This window comes from Gallaecimonas mangrovi (assembly GCF_003367375.1).
GTDB lineage: Bacteria > Pseudomonadota > Gammaproteobacteria > Enterobacterales > Gallaecimonadaceae > Gallaecimonas > Gallaecimonas mangrovi.
The window spans coordinates 1496525-1516036 of record NZ_CP031416.1; the positions used below are offsets into that span (position 1 = coordinate 1496525).

16 protein-coding genes and 4 tRNA genes are annotated in these 19512 nt (G+C 51.8%); 8 read left to right on the forward strand and 12 right to left on the reverse strand.

The features are described 5' to 3' along the window. Nucleotides 1–40 precede the first annotated feature (40 nt). Nucleotides 41–1075, forward strand: a complete 1035-nt coding sequence (locus DW350_RS07095; RefSeq protein ID WP_115718196.1) for an AI-2E family transporter — start codon at nucleotides 41–43, stop codon at nucleotides 1073–1075. On the opposite strand, the gene DW350_RS07100 is transcribed toward DW350_RS07095, so the two are convergent. From DW350_RS07100 to gloB, 4 genes are all read right to left on the reverse strand, one after another. Continuing rightward, complete coding sequence (locus DW350_RS07100) at nucleotides 1045–1629, reverse strand: LON peptidase substrate-binding domain-containing protein (RefSeq protein ID WP_115718197.1); 585 nt, start codon at nucleotides 1627–1629, stop codon at nucleotides 1045–1047. The two genes, DW350_RS07095 and DW350_RS07100, sit on opposite strands and share 31 nt — an antisense overlap. A 109-nt stretch (nucleotides 1630–1738) precedes the next feature. Further along, nucleotides 1739–3226, reverse strand: coding sequence for a S10 family peptidase (locus DW350_RS07105; RefSeq protein ID WP_226911411.1), 1488 nt, complete (start codon nucleotides 3224–3226; stop codon nucleotides 1739–1741). A gap of 110 nt (nucleotides 3227–3336) precedes the next feature. After that, the gene (locus tag DW350_RS07110) at nucleotides 3337–4947 is read right to left on the reverse strand and encodes a LysM peptidoglycan-binding domain-containing protein (protein ID WP_192954845.1); all 1611 of its coding nucleotides are present in this window, start codon (nucleotides 4945–4947) and stop codon (nucleotides 3337–3339) included. Nucleotides 4948–4977: 30 nt separating this feature from the next. Beyond that, entirely contained in the window at nucleotides 4978–5763 is a 786-nt protein-coding gene (gene gloB, locus DW350_RS07115) for a hydroxyacylglutathione hydrolase (RefSeq protein WP_192954846.1), read from the reverse strand. Between the two features lie 54 nt (nucleotides 5764–5817). Here gloB and DW350_RS07120 point away from each other — a divergent pair, with 54 nt between their 5' ends. Further along, nucleotides 5818–6561: a class I SAM-dependent methyltransferase gene (locus DW350_RS07120; RefSeq protein WP_115718200.1), complete on the forward strand. Its 744-nt coding sequence runs from the start codon at nucleotides 5818–5820 to the stop codon at nucleotides 6559–6561. Here DW350_RS07120 and DW350_RS07125 read toward each other — a convergent pair. After that, nucleotides 6512–7282 carry an HAD-IIA family hydrolase gene (locus DW350_RS07125; RefSeq protein WP_115718201.1) on the reverse strand — a complete coding sequence of 257 codons (771 nt, stop codon included), beginning with the start codon at nucleotides 7280–7282 and terminating at the stop codon, nucleotides 6512–6514. The genes DW350_RS07120 and DW350_RS07125 overlap by 50 nt on opposite strands. Nucleotide 7283: 1 nt before the next feature. Continuing rightward, complete coding sequence (gene rnhA / locus DW350_RS07130; RefSeq protein ID WP_115718202.1) at nucleotides 7284–7748, reverse strand: ribonuclease HI; 465 nt, start codon at nucleotides 7746–7748, stop codon at nucleotides 7284–7286. 76 nt (nucleotides 7749–7824) lie between these two features. Between rnhA and dnaQ the strand changes: the two genes are divergently transcribed. From dnaQ to DW350_RS07160, 6 genes are all read left to right on the forward strand, one after another. Further along, the gene (gene dnaQ / locus DW350_RS07135) at nucleotides 7825–8559 is read left to right on the forward strand and encodes a DNA polymerase III subunit epsilon (RefSeq protein ID WP_115718203.1); all 735 of its coding nucleotides are present in this window, start codon (nucleotides 7825–7827) and stop codon (nucleotides 8557–8559) included. Continuing rightward, on the forward strand, nucleotides 8547–9797 hold the full coding sequence (locus DW350_RS07140; protein WP_115718204.1) for a hypothetical protein: 1251 nt from the start codon (nucleotides 8547–8549) through the stop codon (nucleotides 9795–9797). The genes dnaQ and DW350_RS07140 overlap by 13 nt, the downstream gene beginning before the upstream one ends. Nucleotides 9798–9877: 80 nt before the next feature. Then, nucleotides 9878–9954, forward strand: a tRNA-Asp gene (locus tag DW350_RS07145). 121 nt (nucleotides 9955–10075) lie between these two features. Continuing rightward, a tRNA-Asp gene (locus tag DW350_RS07150) sits at nucleotides 10076–10152 on the forward strand. 222 nt (nucleotides 10153–10374) lie between these two features. Continuing rightward, a tRNA-Asp gene (locus DW350_RS07155) sits at nucleotides 10375–10451 on the forward strand. Nucleotides 10452–10572: 121 nt separating this feature from the next. Further along, nucleotides 10573–10649: transfer RNA gene (locus tag DW350_RS07160), tRNA-Asp, on the forward strand. Between the two features lie 137 nt (nucleotides 10650–10786). Here the strand turns inward: DW350_RS07160 and DW350_RS07165 are convergent. The 6 genes from DW350_RS07165 to fadE all read right to left on the reverse strand — a co-directional run bounded on the left by DW350_RS07165 (nucleotide 10787) and on the right by fadE (nucleotide 19479). Then, a complete protein-coding gene (locus DW350_RS07165; RefSeq protein ID WP_115718205.1) occupies nucleotides 10787–10981 on the reverse strand; it encodes a hypothetical protein in 195 nt (64 codons plus the stop codon). A gap of 169 nt (nucleotides 10982–11150) precedes the next feature. Further along, a complete protein-coding gene (locus DW350_RS07170) occupies nucleotides 11151–14270 on the reverse strand; it encodes an efflux RND transporter permease subunit (protein WP_115718206.1) in 3120 nt (1039 codons plus the stop codon). Nucleotides 14271–14281: 11 nt separating this feature from the next. After that, the gene (locus DW350_RS07175; protein ID WP_115718207.1) at nucleotides 14282–15421 is read right to left on the reverse strand and encodes an efflux RND transporter periplasmic adaptor subunit; all 1140 of its coding nucleotides are present in this window, start codon (nucleotides 15419–15421) and stop codon (nucleotides 14282–14284) included. Nucleotides 15422–15615: 194 nt separating this feature from the next. Beyond that, complete coding sequence (locus DW350_RS07180; RefSeq protein WP_115718208.1) at nucleotides 15616–16242, reverse strand: hypothetical protein; 627 nt, start codon at nucleotides 16240–16242, stop codon at nucleotides 15616–15618. A 128-nt stretch (nucleotides 16243–16370) separates the two neighbouring features. Beyond that, complete coding sequence (gene azu / locus DW350_RS07185) at nucleotides 16371–16811, reverse strand: azurin (RefSeq protein ID WP_115718209.1); 441 nt, start codon at nucleotides 16809–16811, stop codon at nucleotides 16371–16373. A gap of 202 nt (nucleotides 16812–17013) precedes the next feature. Continuing rightward, the gene (fadE, locus tag DW350_RS07190; RefSeq protein WP_336406999.1) at nucleotides 17014–19479 is read right to left on the reverse strand and encodes an acyl-CoA dehydrogenase FadE; all 2466 of its coding nucleotides are present in this window, start codon (nucleotides 19477–19479) and stop codon (nucleotides 17014–17016) included. Nucleotides 19480–19512 lie beyond the last annotated feature (33 nt).

Sequence of the window (19512 nt, forward strand, 5' to 3'; positions counted from 1 at the left end):
TTCATTTTTACAAAGCCGAAGGCAAAGGGATCGAATACCGATGAGCCGAAATTGGATGCTATGGGTAGCCGCGTTAGTGGTGGTGGCTGCGGGCGTTAAACTGTCGGCTAATATGCTGGTGCCGTTCTTGTTGTCAGGTTTTATTGCCATCACCTGTAACCCGTTGGTCAATTGGTTGAATCAACGCAAGGTGCCAAGGCCACTGGCGGTGGTGTTAATTATCTTCCTGATTGTGCTGATCGGTTTCATGTTAACCGGGTTGGTCGGCAGCTCTGTTAACCAATTTACCGCCAATATTCCCCAGTATCGCGCTAAGTTACTCACCCAGTTTGCTTGGGTAACCGACCATTTGGCGGCGTTTAATGTGCACCTTGACCGCCAGCAGTTGCAGAAAATTCTCGACCCGGGCGCCGCCATGAATATGGCAGCCAATACCCTAACGGGTCTTGGCTCATTGCTCACTAACTTCTTTGTTATCTTGCTGACCGTGGTGTTTATGTTGTTTGAAGCGCCGATGATGGCGCGCAAGGTCAATATTGCCAGCCAGGGGGATACTCAGGTTAACAAGGCCCTTAAGCGCTTTTTCACCTCGGTTAATCATTACTTGGCGATTAAAACCGTGGTGAGTCTGGCAACCGGGGTGCTGATTTGGGCTTGGACCTGGTCGGTAGGGGTAGACTTCCCGCTGCTGTGGGGCGTATTGGCGTTTTTGCTCAATTATATCCCCAACATCGGTTCTATTCTCGCCGCGGTACCGGCGGTGCTGCTGGCGTTATTACAGTTGGGTCTGTTTCATGCCGGCATGACGGCGCTGGGTTTTTTACTGGTCAATACCTTGATGGGCAACGCGGTTGAGCCCCGCCTGATGGGCCGCGGCCTTAATTTATCGACCCTAGTGGTGTTTATCAGCTTAATTTTTTGGGGCTGGCTGCTGGGCTCGGTGGGTATGCTGCTGTCGGTACCGCTAACGATGATCATCAAAATTGCCCTGGAATCGAACCACAACACCGCCAAGATTGCGGTATTGCTATCCAACGAATTGCCTCAGGAAGACAGTCGCGAAGAGGCCAGTTGATAGCAAAGGTAATGCAGGGCCTTTTCACAGTCAGGGTGCTCGATAAACGGTAGTTTGTCGGGTCCTGATAATGGCAAAATTTCTAACCAGCGTGCCGATAACCAGGCGGCATCATCAAATTGCGGGCTAGGGTATAACTCAGCAAGCTCCGGGTGCTCTTCAAAAATTTGCATCAACAACTGTTGAAGGTTGATAGCATCATCCGGCAAGGGACAATGTGGCCAATTCGGTAGCAGCGACACCGTTGCCACGTGTAACTTGTCATTTTCCTGGTAGCTGTCTTTGATTTGGTAGCGCTGGCGGCCTTCAACGGTAATGCCCAGACGGCCATCGGCGAGGGTTTCAAAGTCCACCACTTCCACCAGGGTACCGACTTGGCACAGCCCCGAAAGATGATGGGTTTGATTGCTGGGGCTAGGCATGCAAATGCCAAACTGGCGTCTGCCACCGGTTGCATCGGCGATCATACGCAGGTAACGCGGTTCAAATACCCTAAGTGGCATGCGGCCACCTGGCAGTATTTGGCTTTGCAAAACGAACTGGGCAAGCTCCATGACATGACCTTTACAACCATTATGCCGGTTATACCCGCCAGCGCTGAAAGTGGATCAGTAGTCATAAAAAAGCCCGGCTTATGCCGGGCTTTTGTCTTTAAATTTACCCTTAGTAGGCTTTTTTGATGAAGCTACGCAGGTTGTCTGCCAGCTCAGCCCGCGCTTTCGGATTCACGTACAGCATGTGACCGGAAGGGTAGTAGGTGAAAGACAGGTTTTTCTGAATTTGCGGCTCCAGGCCCAAGTGGCTGAAGGTGTATTCAGAGGCAAAGAAAGGGGTCGCCAGATCGTAGTAGCCACTGCATACCATGACTTTCAGCTTGGTATTGGTGCTCATGGCATGGCGCAGATCTTCAGTGACATTGGTGTAACCACGCCAGCCACCTTGGCCCCAGTCCCAGTTCATGATGACTTTGTAGTTAAGCGGGTAGTACTCGCTGTCATCTTTGAATTTCAGATCTTTACGTACGTAGTTGTTAAAGGCAGCAGTGTAAGGGCCGGAAAGGGCTACGTCGGCCGGATCTTGCTCGGCGTATTCACCGGCAACATCACCGTCAATACCAATAAAGCGGCTGTCTAAGCGGCCAACGGTACGGCGCTGGCTACGCAGCAGCTCTTTACTGAACTGCGAACCACTCACCCGCATATTGGTTTGTGCCAGGTAGGTTTTAGACAGGCCAGTGTATTGGTGCAGCTTGTCGATGATATGGGCTTTTTCTTGTGCGCTGATATCAGAACCTTTAAACAGCGCCGCTGCGTATTCGGTGCCAGCGAAATGGCGTACTTCCTTCATGAAAGCTTGCAGATCTTTTGGCTTGTTGGGCAGCGTGTTGTGATACCAAGCGGTGGCGGCGTAGCTTGGCAGGTAAGTGATGTAGGGCAGGTCGTTACCTGGGGTAAAGCTGATGGTGGAGAAATCCAGCACGCTGGACATCAGAATGACACCATTGATGTAAATGCCGTGGTCTTCCAGGTCATTTACCACCAGGGCGCTACGGGTAGTACCGTACGACTCGCCGGCCAGGAATTTTGGCGAGTTCCAACGCTCTGCCTTGGTCAGCCACAGACGGATAAAGTTGGTCATGGCTTCTTTGTCAGATTTGACGCCCCAGAAGTCTTTCCCTTTCTTTTTACCTTCGGCTTTGGAATAGCCGGTGCCCACTGGGTCAACAAAGACTAAGTCGGTGGTATCTAAGATACTGTCTTGGTTATCCACCATTTGGTAAGGGGCATTGGCTGGCTCTTGCGCATCGGCAACTTTAACGATACGTGGGCCAAGGCCACCCATGTGCAGCCAGATAGAAGAAGAACCGGGGCCACCGTTATAGGTAAAGGTAACGGGCCGCTTGGACGGGTCATCGACACCGTCTTTGGTGTAAGCCACATAGAAGAAGCTGGCGGTAGGGTTACCGTCATCGTCTTTCAGTACCAGGGTGCCGGTAGTGGCTTTGTACTCAATTTTGTGGCCATGAATACGAACGCTATGTTCGGTTACAACCTGTTGATCTTTAACAGCAGGAACAGGAGCATCGGCTTTTTTGTCGGCAGCCAGGGCGGGTGCCATCACCAGCGCCAAGCTTAGCAATAGGGTCTTCACGGGAAGGCTCTCTTGTTGTTTTGGAAAGTAACGTCAGTATTAACGCCCTGTTGGCCAAGAGAAACCGTAAAACGATAGAAAGTAAAAGGCCCGCGATTGCGGGCCTTTTTTTAGGTGCGGGTAACATCCACTAACAACTTGAGCACTTGCCCCGGTTGCAGGTAGTTGTCGGCATCCAGCTGATTCCATTTTAAAAGGTCGTTTACCGACACTTTAAATTTGTTGGCGATGGTCGACAGTGAATCACCATTACGCACGGTGTAGCTGACATTGCGGTTAACGCCGCCGGGCACAGAATTCACCCAAATGGTCAGTTTGGTATTCAGTGCCAGCACCTTGGTGGTGGAAATACGGTTCCAATGGGCCAAGTCGTGCACTGACACCTGATACTTGTGGGCAATGGTCCACAAGTTATCGCCGTTACGTACCGTATAGGTAATGGCAGCACGGCGATTCACCACCGCTTGTTTGGGCCGGCCATCAGCCAAGGCTTGGCTTGATAGCGGGATCATCAGCTCTTGGCCAATACGAATAATATTGCCGTGAATGCCGTTGGCTTTTCTAAGCGATGCCACATCGGTGTCGTAAAGATGGGCAAGGCTTAGCAGGCTGTCGCCACTTTTCACCTTGTGGCGCGCCCAGCGCAGGCGTTTGCTGTCTGGCAACGAGGCTAACTGGGTAGAAAAGTTGTCAGCCTTATCTTTTGGGACCAGCAAGGTTTGGGTTTCGTTGGGACTGGTGGCCCAGCGGTTAAAACCCGGGTTAAGGGCGTGCAGCTTGCTAACGCTGATGCCAGCAAGGTCAGCCGCTACCGACAGGTCAATTTGCTTTTTCACCTTTACTTCGGCAAGGCGTGGCGTGTTGGCTACAACCTCAAAGTGCTTGCGGCCATCGGTGCTTTTTAGCATTTCTGCCAGTGCCAGTAGCCGCGGTACATAAGCGCGGGTTTCACGGGGCAGGGACAGATGCCAAAAGTCGGTGGGGCGGTTGCGCTTTTTGTTGTAGGCAATGGCCCTTAATACCCGACCTTCGCCCGAGTTATAAGCCGCCAGGGCATTGAGCCAATCACCGTCAAACATTTGGTTTAAGTACTTGAGGTAGGCAATGGCTGCCTTGGTGGATTCGAGTACGTCGCGACGGCCGTCATACCAATAGTCTTGTTCAAGCCCAAAGCGTTTACCGGTACCACTGATAAATTGCCACATGCCAGCGGCGCGGCCGGTGGAGTAAGCAAAGGGGTCAAAGGCGCTTTCCACAATGGGCAGTAATGCCAATTCGGTGGGCATTTTGGCGTCTTCTAACTGCTGCACAATCAGGTACAGAAAGGGCTCGGCCCGTTTCGAAACGCGTTCGAGATATTTGGGGTGATTCTCAAACCAGCGTTTCTGCTGAACGATACGCGGCTGCTGGGCGTTGTAGGTCAGTGAGAAATCATGGGAGATCACATCCCAAAGATCGTTGTAAGGAACAACGTTTTTGGCCTGATTGTCGTCTGAGTCGTCAGATAGAACGTCAACCTCAGAACTGGCAGGCTCTGGGGGGAGGTTTTCATCTCCTGCGGCGGCTACAGCGGTAGTATCGGTATCGTCCTGTTGCGAGTCGTTAGTCGCATTGGCGGTCGATGTTGGCTGTGAGTCAGGCGCAGGAGCCGATGTTGAATTCAGTGTCTGGCAACCGGCCAACAATACCGGCAGCAGTAGGGCTAAAGCTGTCTTTTTCATCAAAATTCGTGTTGGTTATAAAGGGCGGAGTCAGCTTTCATCTTTAAAGCGTCGCAAAGCCGCAAAAACTTCGACTGCGTTCTTACAAGGCTGCTGGGCATAGTGCTCGGCAGCGGCCTTGACGACGGTCTCGTCTACGCGCAAGAAAGGATTTACCGCCCTTTCTTGCGCCAAGGTTGAGGGCACAGTAGGCAAGCCTTGTTGCCGCAGCGCCTCAACCTTTTCCATATACATTACCAGTGCTTGATTTAGTGGCTCTATTCGTTTGGCAAAAGCCAAGTTTGCCTGGGTGTATTCGTGGGCACAATAAACCCGCGTTTCATCCGCCAAGGCAGCCAGTTTTTGCAAAGAGCTGTACATGGTGGGTGCATCACCTTCGAACATGCGTCCGCAACCACCGCTGAACAAGGTATCACCACAAAACAGCATTTGCTCGCCATGGTAGGCAATATGGCCAAGAGTATGCCCGGGAACGCATAGTACTTGCAAAGGGAGCCTGGCTTGAAGGTGAACCTGATCACCCTCTGTTACAGGGTGAGTAATACCGGCAATTTGCTCGTTCCCCGGGCCATAAACCGGCACAGAATACGTCTCGGTCAGCGTTTTTATGCCGCCGGTATGATCGCGATGGTGGTGGGTGATTAAAATGGCACTGAGTGTGAGTTGGCGTTGATCCAGCGCAGCCAGCACCGGTTCGGCATCGCCCGGGTCAACAACCGCCACGCTGTTATGGCCAGTTTCAATTGCCCAGATATAGTTATCTTTAAAGGCACTGATGCCAAAAACAGGATCTTGATGCGCTAACGGCTTGTTCATCAGGTTCTCCAAGGGCACAGTGTCGACTAAGACACCCATGTTGAGTATGCCAGAATGCTTTTCAGTCCAATCAAGCACCGTCGCCAGAGCACCATGCCCGAGTCTTGGCAAAGTCTCAAGGACGGCAGTTGGCTTCTTGAACAGGAAGCCTGCCAGCTGAGTTTATGGTGGCCGCGATTTTACGGTTATTACTTGGTTAAACTGGGGCCTTTAGCCGGTGCCTTTGATACATCAGCCGCGCGAATGCAGCGCCAATGGCATATGGGCTCCAGTGGCCAATTGCATTTTGCCGGTAACGAACTGCCACTACAGCGTTGTAGTGTCGACGTGATGGTATTATGCCATAACCTTGAATACAGCTCCGACCCCCATCAACTGATGCGTGAAGTCGAAAGGGTGTTAGTCGATGGTGGCCACTTGGTGCTCACCGGTTTTAATCCTTTATCGTTCATGCATTTAAGCGCTTTTTGGAAGAGGTCGCCGCCCTTTGACGGCCATTTTTATCACCCGTTACGCATTAAAGACTGGCTGGCACTATTGGGATTTGAAATTTTGTCGGACCAACGCATGGTGTTCGGGCCGCTCAGTTCGAAAACGCCGCAGTGGCTTGAGGCCTTGGGCGAAAACTATGCGCCTTTTATGGGGGGCGTCTATGTGTTGGTTGCCCGTAAAAGGGCTATTCCGGCAACCGTAACGCCAGCGCTATCCAGACGGCGCCAACGGGTGGTCTCGCCATTGGGAAGCACCGTTACTGGCCGCGTAGCCAGGCTGGCAGACCCCAAAGGCCCTCGAGAATAACGTCAGGCTGGCGGCTTGCCTGCAGCTGTTGGTCTCGAAACTTACCGGTTTTAACCTGAATGCCGGTAAGGCCGGCATCCATAGCGGCGATAACATCTGATTCAAGGTCGTCACCCACCATGGCGACTTGCTCGCGAGGCAAACCTAATTGCCTTGCCCCGAGTAGGAAGGCTTCTCGCCCAGGCTTACCGCACACCACTAACGGCGCTTTTGCCGCCTGACTAAGTAGCTGTGCAAAGGGGCCCACGTCCAGCATTAGCTGGTTTTTACCTTGGTAAAAGGTTGAAAGACCCAAGCTAATAACAGGCACTTTGGGGTGTTCAACTAAATAGTTGAACACCATATTCAAAAGGCTATAGCTCCAATCATCGGCTAAATCGGCCACCACCAAGGCTTGTGGTTGATGTTTATCCAGCGCAAAACCGGCAAAACCACTTTTAAGGGCAGGGTCGGCCAGTAGCCAAATACGTTCAATCTGCCGCGATTCCAGCTCGGCGCGGGCGACAGTGATGGGGGTTATCACGTCCTCTGCCTTGGCCTCAATACCCATCTGCATAAGGCGCGTCGCTATCATTGCTGATGATGAACGGGTGGTGTTGGTAACAAATGCCAAGGGGATGCCGTCCGCTTGCAGCTGATTAACGGCATCAACTGCGCCTGGCAGCGGCTTACCGTCTTGATAAACCACGCCGTCTAAATCGCACAAAATGCCGTTAATCATTTCAACCTTCGAAACCGCTGTCGTCTAACAAGTTTTTAGACTCCGCCGCCGCCCTTGCCAACTGATCGACTTTTTCGTTTTCAGGGTGGCCGGAGTGGCCTTTAACCCAATGCCAGCTAATGTTATGACGACTGGCGGCGGCATCCAGGCGTTGCCAAAGGTCTTGGTTTTTAACCGGCTTCTTGCTGGCGGTGCGCCAACCGTTTTTCTTCCAGCCCGCTAACCAGGAAGTGATACCTTGGCGAACATATTGGCTGTCGGTCCAGATATCGATAACGCATGGCTCTTTTAATACTTCCAGGCCAACAATGGCGGCCAGCAGTTCCATGCGGTTATTGGTGGTGAGTTTGTAGCCTTGGCTCAAGCATTTCTCATGCTGCCGATAACGAAGTAATACCCCATAGCCACCAGGGCCGGGGTTACCAAGGCAAGAACCGTCTGTATATAGGGTTATCTGTTTTTGCACTGCAATTTCATTGGTAAGATGCCGATTATCTATTAAGTGTGCCCTTCTCGGCGCTTGTCAGCAAACACAAGGTGTTATGAGCGAAGTACATCAACGTCAGGTGGTTCTGGATACGGAAACCACCGGTATGAACCAGGACGTGGGCCCGCATTGGGAAGGGCACCGCATTATTGAAATCGGTTGTGTGGAGGTGATTAATCGCCGACTCACTGGCCGGCACTTTCATGTGTATTTACAACCAGACCGCCCTGTAGACCCGGAAGCCTTTGAAGTACATGGTATTTCCGACGATTTTTTGAAAGACAAACCGCGCTTTGGTGAGGTGGCCCAAGACTTTATCGAGTTTATTCGTGGTGCCGAGCTGGTTATTCATAACGCCCCCTTTGATATCGGCTTTATGGACTTTGAGTTCCGGATGTGGAACCCGCAGCAGCCTAGTACCGAAACCTTTTGTTCGGTAACCGACTCCCTGGTGCTGGCCCGCCGTATGTTCCCCGGCAAGCGCAATAACTTGGACGTGTTGTGCGACCGTTTCTTTATCGACAACTCCGGCCGCACCTTGCACGGCGCTTTGCTCGATGCCGAGATTTTGGCCGATGTTTACCTGGCCATGACCGGTGGCCAAACCAAGCTCAACCTGGTGGCAAGCGGTGGTGATGGCAGTGATACCGGCGGCAATGAAATTCGCCGTTTGGCGCTGGCTGCCGACGCGCTACCGGTTATTCGCGCCAGCGGTGAAGAGCTACAAGCCCATGAAGGGCGACTGGATTTGGTAGAGAAAAAAGGGGGCCATTGCCTGTGGCGTCAATAGGGCGTTTAGGCTGGCTTGCCGCCACCCTTGTTGTGGTGGCATCTGCCCATGGTGCTGAAAAAAAACAAGATACCTTGCCGGTCTCTGAGCTTTACCTTCACAACCTTTTTCATATTGATAAAGCCCCCTTTTATGAAGTGTTTCGGCGTAAAGAAGGTGCCGAGCCACTGATCTTTGTTGGCCCTCAGGGCAACAAGTTTTATTACCAGCGTCACCCTGACACCATGGCCTGGTTTTCCAGTTTTGGGCTGGATTTTATTCGTATGCAAAAGCCGGTTATCGGCCCTTGGCAGGCTTTGGGGCAGCTTGAAGAGCACCAGCCTTTTAAAGGCTTTGTGTTTGGTGAGCCTACCTGGCCTAACGCGCATTACGTGGGAGAAGAGGCATTACTTTGCCAAGACGTGCACGACCTGGCTGGTATCTTGACCCCAAAAGAATTAAAACGGCTCGTCGATGCTCGTACCTGGTTCACTAGCGAACATTATGGCCAAGACGATAACTTTGCCTTTGGTTCTACTGCCAAGGTGCATTTAAAGGCGAAAGGGGATAATCGCTACTGTGCCGATCTGCGCCTGCCCAGTCTTGCCGGGCATTATGTGTGGTCATTGCGCGACACTGCGGTATTTGATGCCAAGGAATACAGTCACAAAATCGAAGTAAAAGCACTGCCGTTCGCTATTGAAACGCCAGTGCCTGGCGACTATCTCAGCCCACTGATTTATCGTTTAACACTGAACGATAAAAACATTAATCCTGAGTCGGTCAGAATAGCCCTGACCTTGCATCTGGGCGACGATAAAAGTGCCATTCGCATATTACGCCTTAGCCAAGGGGTGGCAGAGTTGCGCTATCCGCAACAACCGGGCGCCACCATTACTACCTCAGGGGAAGTGGATTTTACCGATGCCAGTGGTCAGAAACGGCAATTGCGGTTACCTGACCGTGCCTTGATGTCGATGTCTACCCAGAGCATCCAAAAACAGGAACAAAAAGAGCAACAATTACTGGAAAAAGCCGCTGAAAAAAATACCAAGTCGGGTATTTCGCCATGGTGGTGGCTATTTGCACTGGTGCCGGTGATTTTTGGCACACTTTGGTGGTGGTTAAGAGCCCGTAAACCGAAAGAAGCTTTACCTGAGCAGAGCCAGGAATCGCCCGAAACTCAACCGCAAGCACAAGAAAATGATGACTTTTTGCTCGATCTAAGCCGTCCGGACGACATCGACGAAAAAAATTAAGAAAAGGTGTTGACGCTGGGCGCGCGCCAAACGTAGTATTTGCGCCGCACCGGGGGGATGACCACCGGAAAGCACAGTGCGGAGTGGTAGTTCAGTTGGTTAGAATACCGGCCTGTCACGCCGGGGGTCGCGGGTTCGAGTCCCGTCCACTCCGCCACTAATTTTAACGACAAGAGTTCGCTCTTGTTGTTGCGCTCAAAGGCAAAGCGCCTTTTGGTAAGCGCAATGTGACAATGTATCGCTCGGTAGCACGCCGATTGATAAAAAGAATAAAGTGCGGAGTGGTAGTTCAGTTGGTTAGAATACCGGCCTGTCACGCCGGGGGTCGCGGGTTCGAGTCCCGTCCACTCCGCCACTAATTATTAACAATAAGAGTTCGCTCTTGTTGTTGCGGAGGAAAGCCAAGGCTTTCCGGGTCGCGGGCCTAGCCGGCCGCGTTAAGTCCCGTCACTCCGCACCCATTTTGACGATAAGAGCTTGCTCTTGTTGTTGCGCCCAAAGGCAGAGCCTTTTGATAAGCGCCATGTGACAATGTATCGCTCGGTAGCACACCGATTGATAAAAAAGAATAAAGTGCGGAGTGGTAGTTCAGTTGGTTAGAATACCGGCCTGTCACGCCGGGGGTCGCGGGTTCGAGTCCCGTCCACTCCGCCACTAATTTTAACAATAAGAGTTCACTCTTGTTGTTGCGCTCAAAGGCAAAGCGCCTTTTGATAAGCGCAATGTGACAATGTATCGCTCGGTAGCACGCCGATTGATAAAAAGAATAAAGTGCGGAGTGGTAGTTCAGTTGGTTAGAATACCGGCCTGTCACGCCGGGGGTCGCGGGTTCGAGTCCCGTCCACTCCGCCACTAATGTTAACGATAAGAGTTCGCTCTTATTGTTGCGAAGGAAAGGGCCGCGGGCCTAGCTGGCCGCGTTGAGCTCCATCCAGTCTGTTAATATTAAAAAAGCCCGACCGTCTGGTCGGGCTTTTTGCTTTTCTCTTTTAATAAATCAGCCAAGGTGCTTTCGGCTTTTGCATCGGCCAGTACAAGCTGCCGATATTAATATGCCATTCACGGCCCTGCTGCGCTGTTCTATTCGTTATGCTTTCTACCCCTTGCACATGGCATTTATCTACGCTGTAGCCTTTAAGAGAGGGGCCTGCGCTATCTGCCTCGATAGCTTGTGCAACAGCCATTATATTCTCAGTCAGTTAGCATTATTCAGGCCGCCTAAAGCCATTGGTGTGTCTGGTGGTTTAATGGCGTCGATAAGCTACAGCCGGGCCATATGTCTAGTGAGGCAGAGCTTCACGGCCAATAAAAAAGCGCCCTTAGGGCGCTTTTTTAAATGGAGGCAAGGTAAGGTTAATGCACCTTCTTACCACTTAGCTTGTGAGCAATACGCTCCACTATTACGAAGAACAGCGGTACAAAGAAGATACCGAGCAGGGTAGAGCTAACCATCCCACCTAGCACCCCGGTACCTACCGCATGCTGGCTACCGGAGCCGGCACCACTGCTGATAGCCAATGGTACTACACCTAACCCGAAGGCAAGTGAGGTCATTAAGATTGGCCGCAGACGCATCCGCACTGCATCCAAAGTGGCTTCGATAAGGTCTCTGCCTCCGTCATATTCCGCCTTGGCAAATTCCACAATCAAGATGGCGTTTTTCGCTCCCAAACCAATGATAGTTAACAGCGCAACCTGGAAGTAAACGTCGTTAGACAGATCCCGCATATCGGTAGCGATAAGGGTACCGAGCACGCCCAGTGGGATAACCAACAGCACCGCAAAGGGAATAGACCAGCTTTCATAAAGTGCAGCCAAACACAGGAACACCACCAAAATAGACAGGCTGTAAAGCCCTACCACTTGGCCGCCTGCTTGCTGTTCTTCATAGGACAGGCCTGTCCATTGCAGTGAGAAGCCCGGTGGCAGTTTTGCCGCCAGTTTTTCCATGGTAGCCATGGCATCACCAGAACTGATGCCTGGTGCAGGGGCGCCCATGATTTCAAAAGCTGGCAGGCCGTTATAGCGTTGCAGCTGCGGTGAGCCGTAACCCCAATGCCCAGAAGCAATGGCAGACATCGGCACCATGTCACCGTCGCTATTGCGCACGTACCAGTCGTTGACGTTTTGCGGCTGCATGCGGTAAGGCGCGCCACCTTGAACGTAGACTTTCTTGATACGACCGCGGTCGATAAAGTCATTAACGTAACTACCGCCCCAAGCAGTGGACAGGGTCGAGGTAATGTCGGAAACCGACACCCCTAAAGAACCGGCCTTTTTGTAGTCAACGTCAATGTTGTACTCAGGCTTATCCAACTGGCCATTAGGACGTACCGCAACCAAGTTATTCTGCTTGCCAGCCATACCCAGCATTTGGAACAGTGCCTGCATCAGTTTTTGATGGCCCTGAGAGTTGCTGTCTTGCAGGTAGGCGTCAAAGCCGTTGGCTTGGCCGAGTTCAATTACCGCAGGAGGTGTGGCGGCGAAAACCTGGGCGCCTTTAATCTGCTGAAGAGCACCCATGGCACGTCCAGCTATCGAGGCTGCATCTTGGCCCGGGCCGGTACGTTCGTCCCAAGGTTTGAGTTTAACGAAGGCAATACCGACGTTCTGACCCATACCGGCAAAGGAGAAACCGCCAACGGCAAACACGGCCACCACGTTTTTCTTCTCTTTGGTTTCGAAATAATGCCGGACCTTTTTAAACACGGCGCTGGTTTGTTGTTGCGTTGCCGTTTCAGGCAGCTGCACCAAAGTGAAGATAACGCCTTGGTCCTCATCGGGCAGTAATGATGTCGGCGTTTTGGTAAATAGATAGCCAACGGCAGCGATGATCAGCACATAGAAAATCATCATCCGGCCGCCACGTTTTAACAGGCCACCTACGGCACCTTGATACTTATTGGTGCCTTTATCAAAAACCTTGTTAAACCACCCAAAGAAACCTTTGTCACTGGCATGATGACCTTTCGCGATGGGCTTCATGATGGTGGCACAAAGGGCCGGAGTCAGGATCATCGCTACCAGTACCGAAAGCGCCATTGCTGACACGATGGTTACTGAGAATTGGCGATAGATAACACCGGTAGAACCATTCATAAAGGCCATGGGCACAAATACGGCCGACAGAACCAAACCGATAGCAACCAAGGCGCCGGTGATTTGGTCCATCGACTTTTTGGTGGCTTCTTTAGGGGATAAGCCCTCTTCGCTCATCACCCGTTCAACGTTCTCAACCACCACGATGGCATCATCCACCAGCAAGCCGATAGCGAGCACCATTGCAAACATGGTCAAGGTGTTAATGGTGTAGCCGAAGGCCGACAGCACGGCAAAGGTGCCCAGCAGTACCACCGGCACTGCAATGGTGGGGATCAAGGTAGCGCGGAAGTTCTGCAAGAACAGGTACATGATGAAGAACACCAGTACTACTGCTTCGACCAGGGTATGCACCACACCTTCGATAGATTTTTTAACGAAAGGCGTACTGTCGTAAGGAACAACCGCTTTCATCCCGGCAGGGAAGAACTTGGACATTTCCTTAATCTTCGCTTCAACGTTTTTCGCTGTATCCAGGGCGTTAGCGCCACTGGCTAAGCGAATACCGATACCGGTTGCGGCATGGCCATTAAAGGTTGAGGTGAAGTTGTAGTTTTCAGCCCCCATTTCGACTTTGGCAACGTCTTTGAGGTAAACGTTGGCGCCTTGCGACGTGGTTCTGAGCAAGATATTACGGAACTGCTGCGGTGTTTGCAGGCGGCTTTGTAGATTGACGGTAGCGTTCAGCTCTTGGCCTTCAACGGAAGGCGTACCACCAATTTGGCCTGCGGTAACCTGAGCGTTCTGCGCTTCAATAGCGGAGCTAACGTCGTCAGGGGTAACGTTAAATTTTTTCAGCTTGTATGGGTCAAGCCAAATACGCATCGCATATTGCGAACCGAATACCTGCAATTCCCCAACGCCTTGAACCCGGCTAAGCGGGTCTTTGACATGGGAGTTGATGTAGTCGGCTAAGTCGTACTTATCCATTGAGCCGTCTGCCGAGTAGAAGGCATAAACCATCAGGAAGTTACGTACTGACTTGGTAACGGTGATCCCTTGGCGTTGCACGGCTTCGGGTAATAGCGGTGTGGCCAGTTGCAGTTTGTTCTGCACCTGAACCTGCGCAATATCCGGGTTAGTGCCCTGAATAAAGGTCAGGGTAATGGTGGCCATGCCATTGGAATAGCTTTTTGACGACATGTACGTCAGGCCGTCAATACCATTCATTTGCTGCTCAATAACCTGGGTTACTGAATTTGCAAGGGTTTCCGCAGAAGCACCAGGGTAGGTGGCACTTATAGTCACCGTCGGTGGTGCAATGCTGGGATATTGGGCGATAGGCAAGCGATAAATCGCTATCACCCCAGCCAGCATAATGAGTATCGCGATCACCCATGCGAAGATGGGGCGATCAATGAAAAAACGTGGCATGAATGCTCCCCTTACTTCTGTTCAGCGGCTGCTTTGGCGGTGACGGCAACGCCAGGCTGAACTTTCTGCAAGCCATTGAGAATAACTTTATCGCCAGGCTTAAGGCCGCTGGTTACCTGCCATTTGTTGTCGACAACATTACCGGTAGTGACGGTGCGTTTTTCAACCTTGTTGCTGCTGTCAACGATATAGACATAAGCGTTCCCTTTCGGGTCGCGCATCACTGCTGACTGCGGCACTAATACCGCATTTTCGTCAACGCCGGTCACCACATTGGCGCGGGCATACATACCTGGCAGCAATACGCCGTCTTTGTTGGGGAATACGGCGCGCAGGGTTACGGTGCCGCTGTCTTTATCGACATAAACTTCGGAGTACTCAATTTTGCCTTTAACCGGGTAAGTGGTGCCGTCTTCCAGCTCCAGTGTTACCACAGCCGCCTGGGCAGGCTTGATGCTGCCATTAGCCATCTTGGCTTTTAATAACTGCAGGGCTGTACTGGACTCGGTTAAATCGACGTAGATAGGGTCAAGTTGCTGAACCCGAACCATTTCCTGAGACTGATTGGCAGTCACCAGCGCGCCCGGCGTCACAGAGGAAATACCGATACGGCCAGCAATGGGCGATTTTACATCGGTATAGTTAAGATTGATTTCAGCGGTTTTAACCTGAGCTTGGGCAGACTTGATACCGGCCTCAGCCTGCTTATAAGTGGCTTCAGCTTGGTCCAAATCTTGTTGGCTAACATAGTTGGTTTTCACCAGTTTCTGATAGCGCTTATAGGTCAGTTCGCTAGAACGGGCATCAGCTTTGGCTTTGGCAACGGCCGCCTCTGCGCTGGCCAGTGCGGCTTGGTAAGGAGCCGGGTCAATCTGGTAGAGGGACTGGCCTTTTTCTACGGTGCCGCCTTCAGTGAACAGGCGTTTTAAAATAACCCCGCTGACTTGAGGCCGGATCTGTGCTTCCAGATAGGCATTAACGCGCCCTGGCAATTCAGTGGTAAGGGTAAGCGGCTGTGACTGGACCGTCATGATACCGACTTCCTGTGGGGGGCGCTGTTGCTGTCCCTGTGCACCCTTGTCGGCTGGGCTGCATCCCACTAAGGCCGCAGCAATGGCCAGGGCCAATATGGCACTTTTATGTTGTCGCATGACAAAAAACCTCTGTTTCAAAATGACGGTTCGTACAGGAACGCGGTATTTTTAGAACTGGCATCATATCAGAACGAATGAACGTTCATTCCAAATTTGCTGTTACAGTCCGTTTCGTGGTCGGGAACAAAGAACACTTGCTTTCTTTTCAAGATCATAAGCAAAGCGCTTTGTCGTATTAGATTCTGTTAACACTACCCTTGGAACAGGGTTTGGAATTGCCGGTCCATCCACAGTGCCAGCGGGCCTAAAACTGACCGAGAAGACTGGCATGAAAGGGGAGATTTTTGTGTTGTCGCTGCTTTAGCCTGGCGCACAAAAAGACCACTGTGACTACGATAGACTACGTAACCCTTGTTGGCATCCATCGGTGCATACACCGATGAGCCGTAATCAGTGTCGATGAGAAACGTCAGTTTATCCAGCCAAGCCGGTTTTACCCAAGTCTTGGGGGATAAGGCGTAGGCGTGGTGCGGTACACTGTTTTCCTTATCGATGTCGCGAAAGCGGCCCTCAATGCGTTCCAAACGGTATTGTGGCTCAAAGCCTAATACCGTTAACCAATTGGGCCATTTAATAAAACGTGCATCTAGGCGCCAGTCATCGCCACGCAACGGAAATTGCCGGGCAATACAGTCATGGGGCGTGGTCAGTTGCAGCTGAAACTGTTCGGGAGCGAGCTTTTGAAATTGCACCCAAGCAACGGGCACTTCGCTACCCAGGCGTTGATAAGTTTGATAAAGCGCCAGAAAAAGTAAGCTACTGACCAAGACGGAGCTAAAAAGACTAAGTAGTAACAGTCGCCAGAGCCATTTGAACATCTGCTACCTGTGTCCTTGTCAGTTTTCGCTGTCTATTAGCGTATCCGATTGCCTGCTGTAGATCATTAGCGGTAATTGATAAAAATAAACCCGGTACAGACCGGGTTTATTTTTATCGGGAAGTAGGCTTAGTTGATGACGAATTTGCCATGCATCAAGGCAAAATGCCCCGGGAATGAACAAAAGAAGGTGTAATCACCTTGTTTGGTTAATTTGCTCATATCAACACTCACCTGTGTTTGCTCGCCACCACCAATGATGGGTGTGAAGGCCAGTACTCTGGCATCGTCTTTCGGCAGGTAATTGTTGGCAAGGCCTGCTTGCGCGCCAGCCATCGCCAGGGCTTGATAGTCATCGGTTTTACTTAAAACCCAGTTGTGGCCCATGGTGTTTTTAGGCATCTTGCCAACATGTTTAAGGGTGACATCAAAACGTTTGCAGCTGGCAGGCACTGCTATCACCGTTTTATTAAACTGCATGGCATCGGTTGCCTCAAGGGTCGTGGCACACTCGTCAGCAAAAGCAGGCAGGGCGCTGAAAGCCAAAAAGGCCAGGGCGGCTTTTCTCATTGAATCTATCTCCAAAAGCTTATTATTAAGCCGGGCGCAGCCTGGCGGTTTTTTTGATTATTCTGCCGTTAAAAAAACATCTTTGGAAAGCTTTTAATGAAAAAAGGTGGCGTTGATTAAATTTATAGAATTAAAAAAAGAAAACCCCGCTAAATGCAGGGTTTTATTCGGTACTAAAACTCAGGTTTTATCGAGTTAAATATCAGGCTGCTTTACCTGATGCCTTTTTTTCTTTTTTAACCATGTCTTTATCGGCGGCCAAATAAAGCGGGTCGAAATCATCGACATTAATGGCGCGTAGGCGACCTTGCTCTGCCCGGCGCAATAATTGTGCTTCTTCATCGCTGATAAGACCCAACGCCAAACCTTCTTCTGCCACTTTATCCAAACGCCAGAACAGGCGCTTGCGGTCAGTAGCCTTAGCGACTTTGTCAAACAGTGGCTCTACCGCCAGAATGTCTTCCAAGGTTTGTTCCAACATCCCCACCGCATTGTTTTCAACGCGGGTAAGGTGCTGGCTGCTACCCAAGCGGCTACGGGCATCTGACGGGGTTTGTAAGAAGGTGGCAACTTTATAATCGAGCTTGTCGCCAGGGCGGCTAACCGCAGGGCCCCAAGGCATAATGACCAACCGCAGTACCCGGCCTACCCATTTGTTGGGGAAGTTGCGCAGCAGTTCATCCAGACTGTCTTGCAGCTTGTATAAGGCGTCTTCCACGCCCCATTTCAGCAGCGGTAACTCTTCGCGGCGGCGGCCCTCATCATTAAAGTGTTTGAGTGCCGCTGAGGCCAAGTACATTTGTGACAACAAGTCGCCCAAACGAGCAGATACCCGTTCACGGCGCTTAAGTTCACCACCTAAAACTCCCATCGCCACATCAGACAATAGTGCCAGGTTGGCAGAGAAGCGGTTCATCTGCTGATAGTAGCGTTTGGTTTCGTCTTTAAATGGAGCGGCACTAAAGTGGGCACCGGTAAGCCCCAACCAGAAAGAACGGAAGAAGTTGGACATCGCAAAACCGATATGGCCAAAGACGGCTTTATCGAAGGCCATCAACGCCTGTTTTTTGTCTTCAATGGCTGCCGCTTCTAATTCAGCGAGTACATAAGGATGGCAGCGAATGGCACCTTGACCGTAGATCATCATCGAACGGGTCAAAATATTTGCCCCTTCGACGGTAATGGCTACCGGCGCGCCTTGATAGCCGCGAGCCAGGTAGTTTTCCGGGCCCATACAAATGCCCTTGCCGCCGTGAATGTCCATGGCATCGATAATGCCTTTTTGCATGCGGTCGGTCAGGTGGTACTTGACGATAGCAGTAATAACTGACGGCTTTTCGCCCAGGTCGAGACCGGTGGTGGTTAGTTCGCAGGTCGCACCCATCAAATACGCATTACCGCCGAGGCGAGCCAGCGGCTCTTGAATGCCTTCCATTTTGCCGATAGGCAAGCGGAACTGACGGCGCACCCGGGCATAGGCACCGGAGGCCAGTGCCAGGGTTTTTAAACCGCCTGTGGCATTAGAGGGCAGGGTGATGCCACGGCCAACCGACAGGCATTCCACCAGCATGCGCCAGCCTTGGCCGGCCATTTTCGGGCCGCCGATGATGTAATCGAGCGGTACAAAGACTTCATTGCCGCGGGTTGGGCCGTTTTGGAATGGCACGTTCAGCGGGAAGTGGCGACGGCCGATTTCAACGCCCGGCGTGTGGGTTGGGATCAGAGCGCAGGTAATGCCCAGCTCTTCTTCACCGCCCAGAAGGCCATCAGGGTCACGCAGTTTAAAAGCCAGGCCCAGCACGGTAGCTACCGGGGCCAGGGTGATATAGCGTTTATTCCAGGTGATTTTCATCCCCAGCACTTCTTGGCCTTCCCACTCACCCTTGCAGACCACACCGAAGTCGGGAATGGCGCCGGCATCGGAGCCCGCTTCTGGGCTGGTCAGCGCAAAGCAGGGAATTTCCAAGCCCTTGGCCAGGCGCGGCAGGTAGTAGTCTTTTTGTTCCTTAGTGCCGTAATGTTGCAACAGCTCACCCGGGCCCAGGGAGTTGGGTACACCCACGGTAGAGGACAGCACCATGGACACGCCGGTCAAGCGCTGCAGCACCAACGATTGGCAATAAGCAGAGAACTCCAGGCCGCCGTATTCTTTTTTGATGATCATCGCGAAGAAGCCTTTTTCTTTCATAAAGGCCCAGGCTTCTGGCGACAGGTCGGCTCTTTCGTGGGTGGTTTCCCAGTCAGACACCATTTGGCACAGTTCTTCAACGGGGCCATCAAGAAAGGCTTGTTCTTCGGCACTCAATTGCGGCTTGGGAAAACTGTGAAGTTTGTTCCAGTCAGGGTTGCCACGAAACAGCTCGCCGTCCCACCAGGTGGTACCAGCCTCAATGGCTTCGCGTTCGGTGCTGGACATTTCCGGCATGATTTTGCGGTAAAGCTTCAGGAAGGGACCTGAGATGTAGTTATGACGGATGCTAGTGACGTTGAGCGGCACCAAAATTATTAACGCCAGCAGCCACAGCCAGATAGAGGCTGTCCCCAAAAAGCTGCCAACGATTAATGCTGCAAACACCGACACCGTGAAGGTGATCAGCGATGCTCGGTAGTAGGCCAGTGCCCAGGCACCGCCGAGAACCACCAGCGTCCAAATTAGAGTCAACACGATTCCCTCCTTATGGGTAACTATCTCTGCTAAGAG

Coding starts and splice junctions, on each gene's coding strand:
- DW350_RS07095 (WP_115718196.1), top strand. CDS start 41: ATGAGCCGAAATTGGATGCTATGGGTAGCCGCGTTAGTGGTGGTGGCT.
- DW350_RS07100 (WP_115718197.1), bottom strand. CDS start 1,629: ATGGAGCTTGCCCAGTTCGTTTTGCAAAGCCAAATACTGCCAGGTGGC.
- DW350_RS07110 (WP_192954845.1), bottom strand. CDS start 4,947: ATGAAAAAGACAGCTTTAGCCCTACTGCTGCCGGTATTGTTGGCCGGT.
- gloB (WP_192954846.1), bottom strand. CDS start 5,763: ATGAACAAGCCGTTAGCGCATCAAGATCCTGTTTTTGGCATCAGTGCC.
- DW350_RS07120 (WP_115718200.1), top strand. CDS start 5,818: ATGCTTTTCAGTCCAATCAAGCACCGTCGCCAGAGCACCATGCCCGAG.
- DW350_RS07125 (WP_115718201.1), bottom strand. CDS start 7,282: ATGATTAACGGCATTTTGTGCGATTTAGACGGCGTGGTTTATCAAGAC.
- dnaQ (WP_115718203.1), top strand. CDS start 7,825: ATGAGCGAAGTACATCAACGTCAGGTGGTTCTGGATACGGAAACCACC.
- DW350_RS07165 (WP_115718205.1), bottom strand. CDS start 10,981: ATGGCTGTTGCACAAGCTATCGAGGCAGATAGCGCAGGCCCCTCTCTT.
- DW350_RS07170 (WP_115718206.1), bottom strand. CDS start 14,270: ATGCCACGTTTTTTCATTGATCGCCCCATCTTCGCATGGGTGATCGCG.
- DW350_RS07175 (WP_115718207.1), bottom strand. CDS start 15,421: ATGCGACAACATAAAAGTGCCATATTGGCCCTGGCCATTGCTGCGGCC.
- DW350_RS07180 (WP_115718208.1), bottom strand. CDS start 16,242: ATGTTCAAATGGCTCTGGCGACTGTTACTACTTAGTCTTTTTAGCTCC.
- azu (WP_115718209.1), bottom strand. CDS start 16,811: ATGAGAAAAGCCGCCCTGGCCTTTTTGGCTTTCAGCGCCCTGCCTGCT.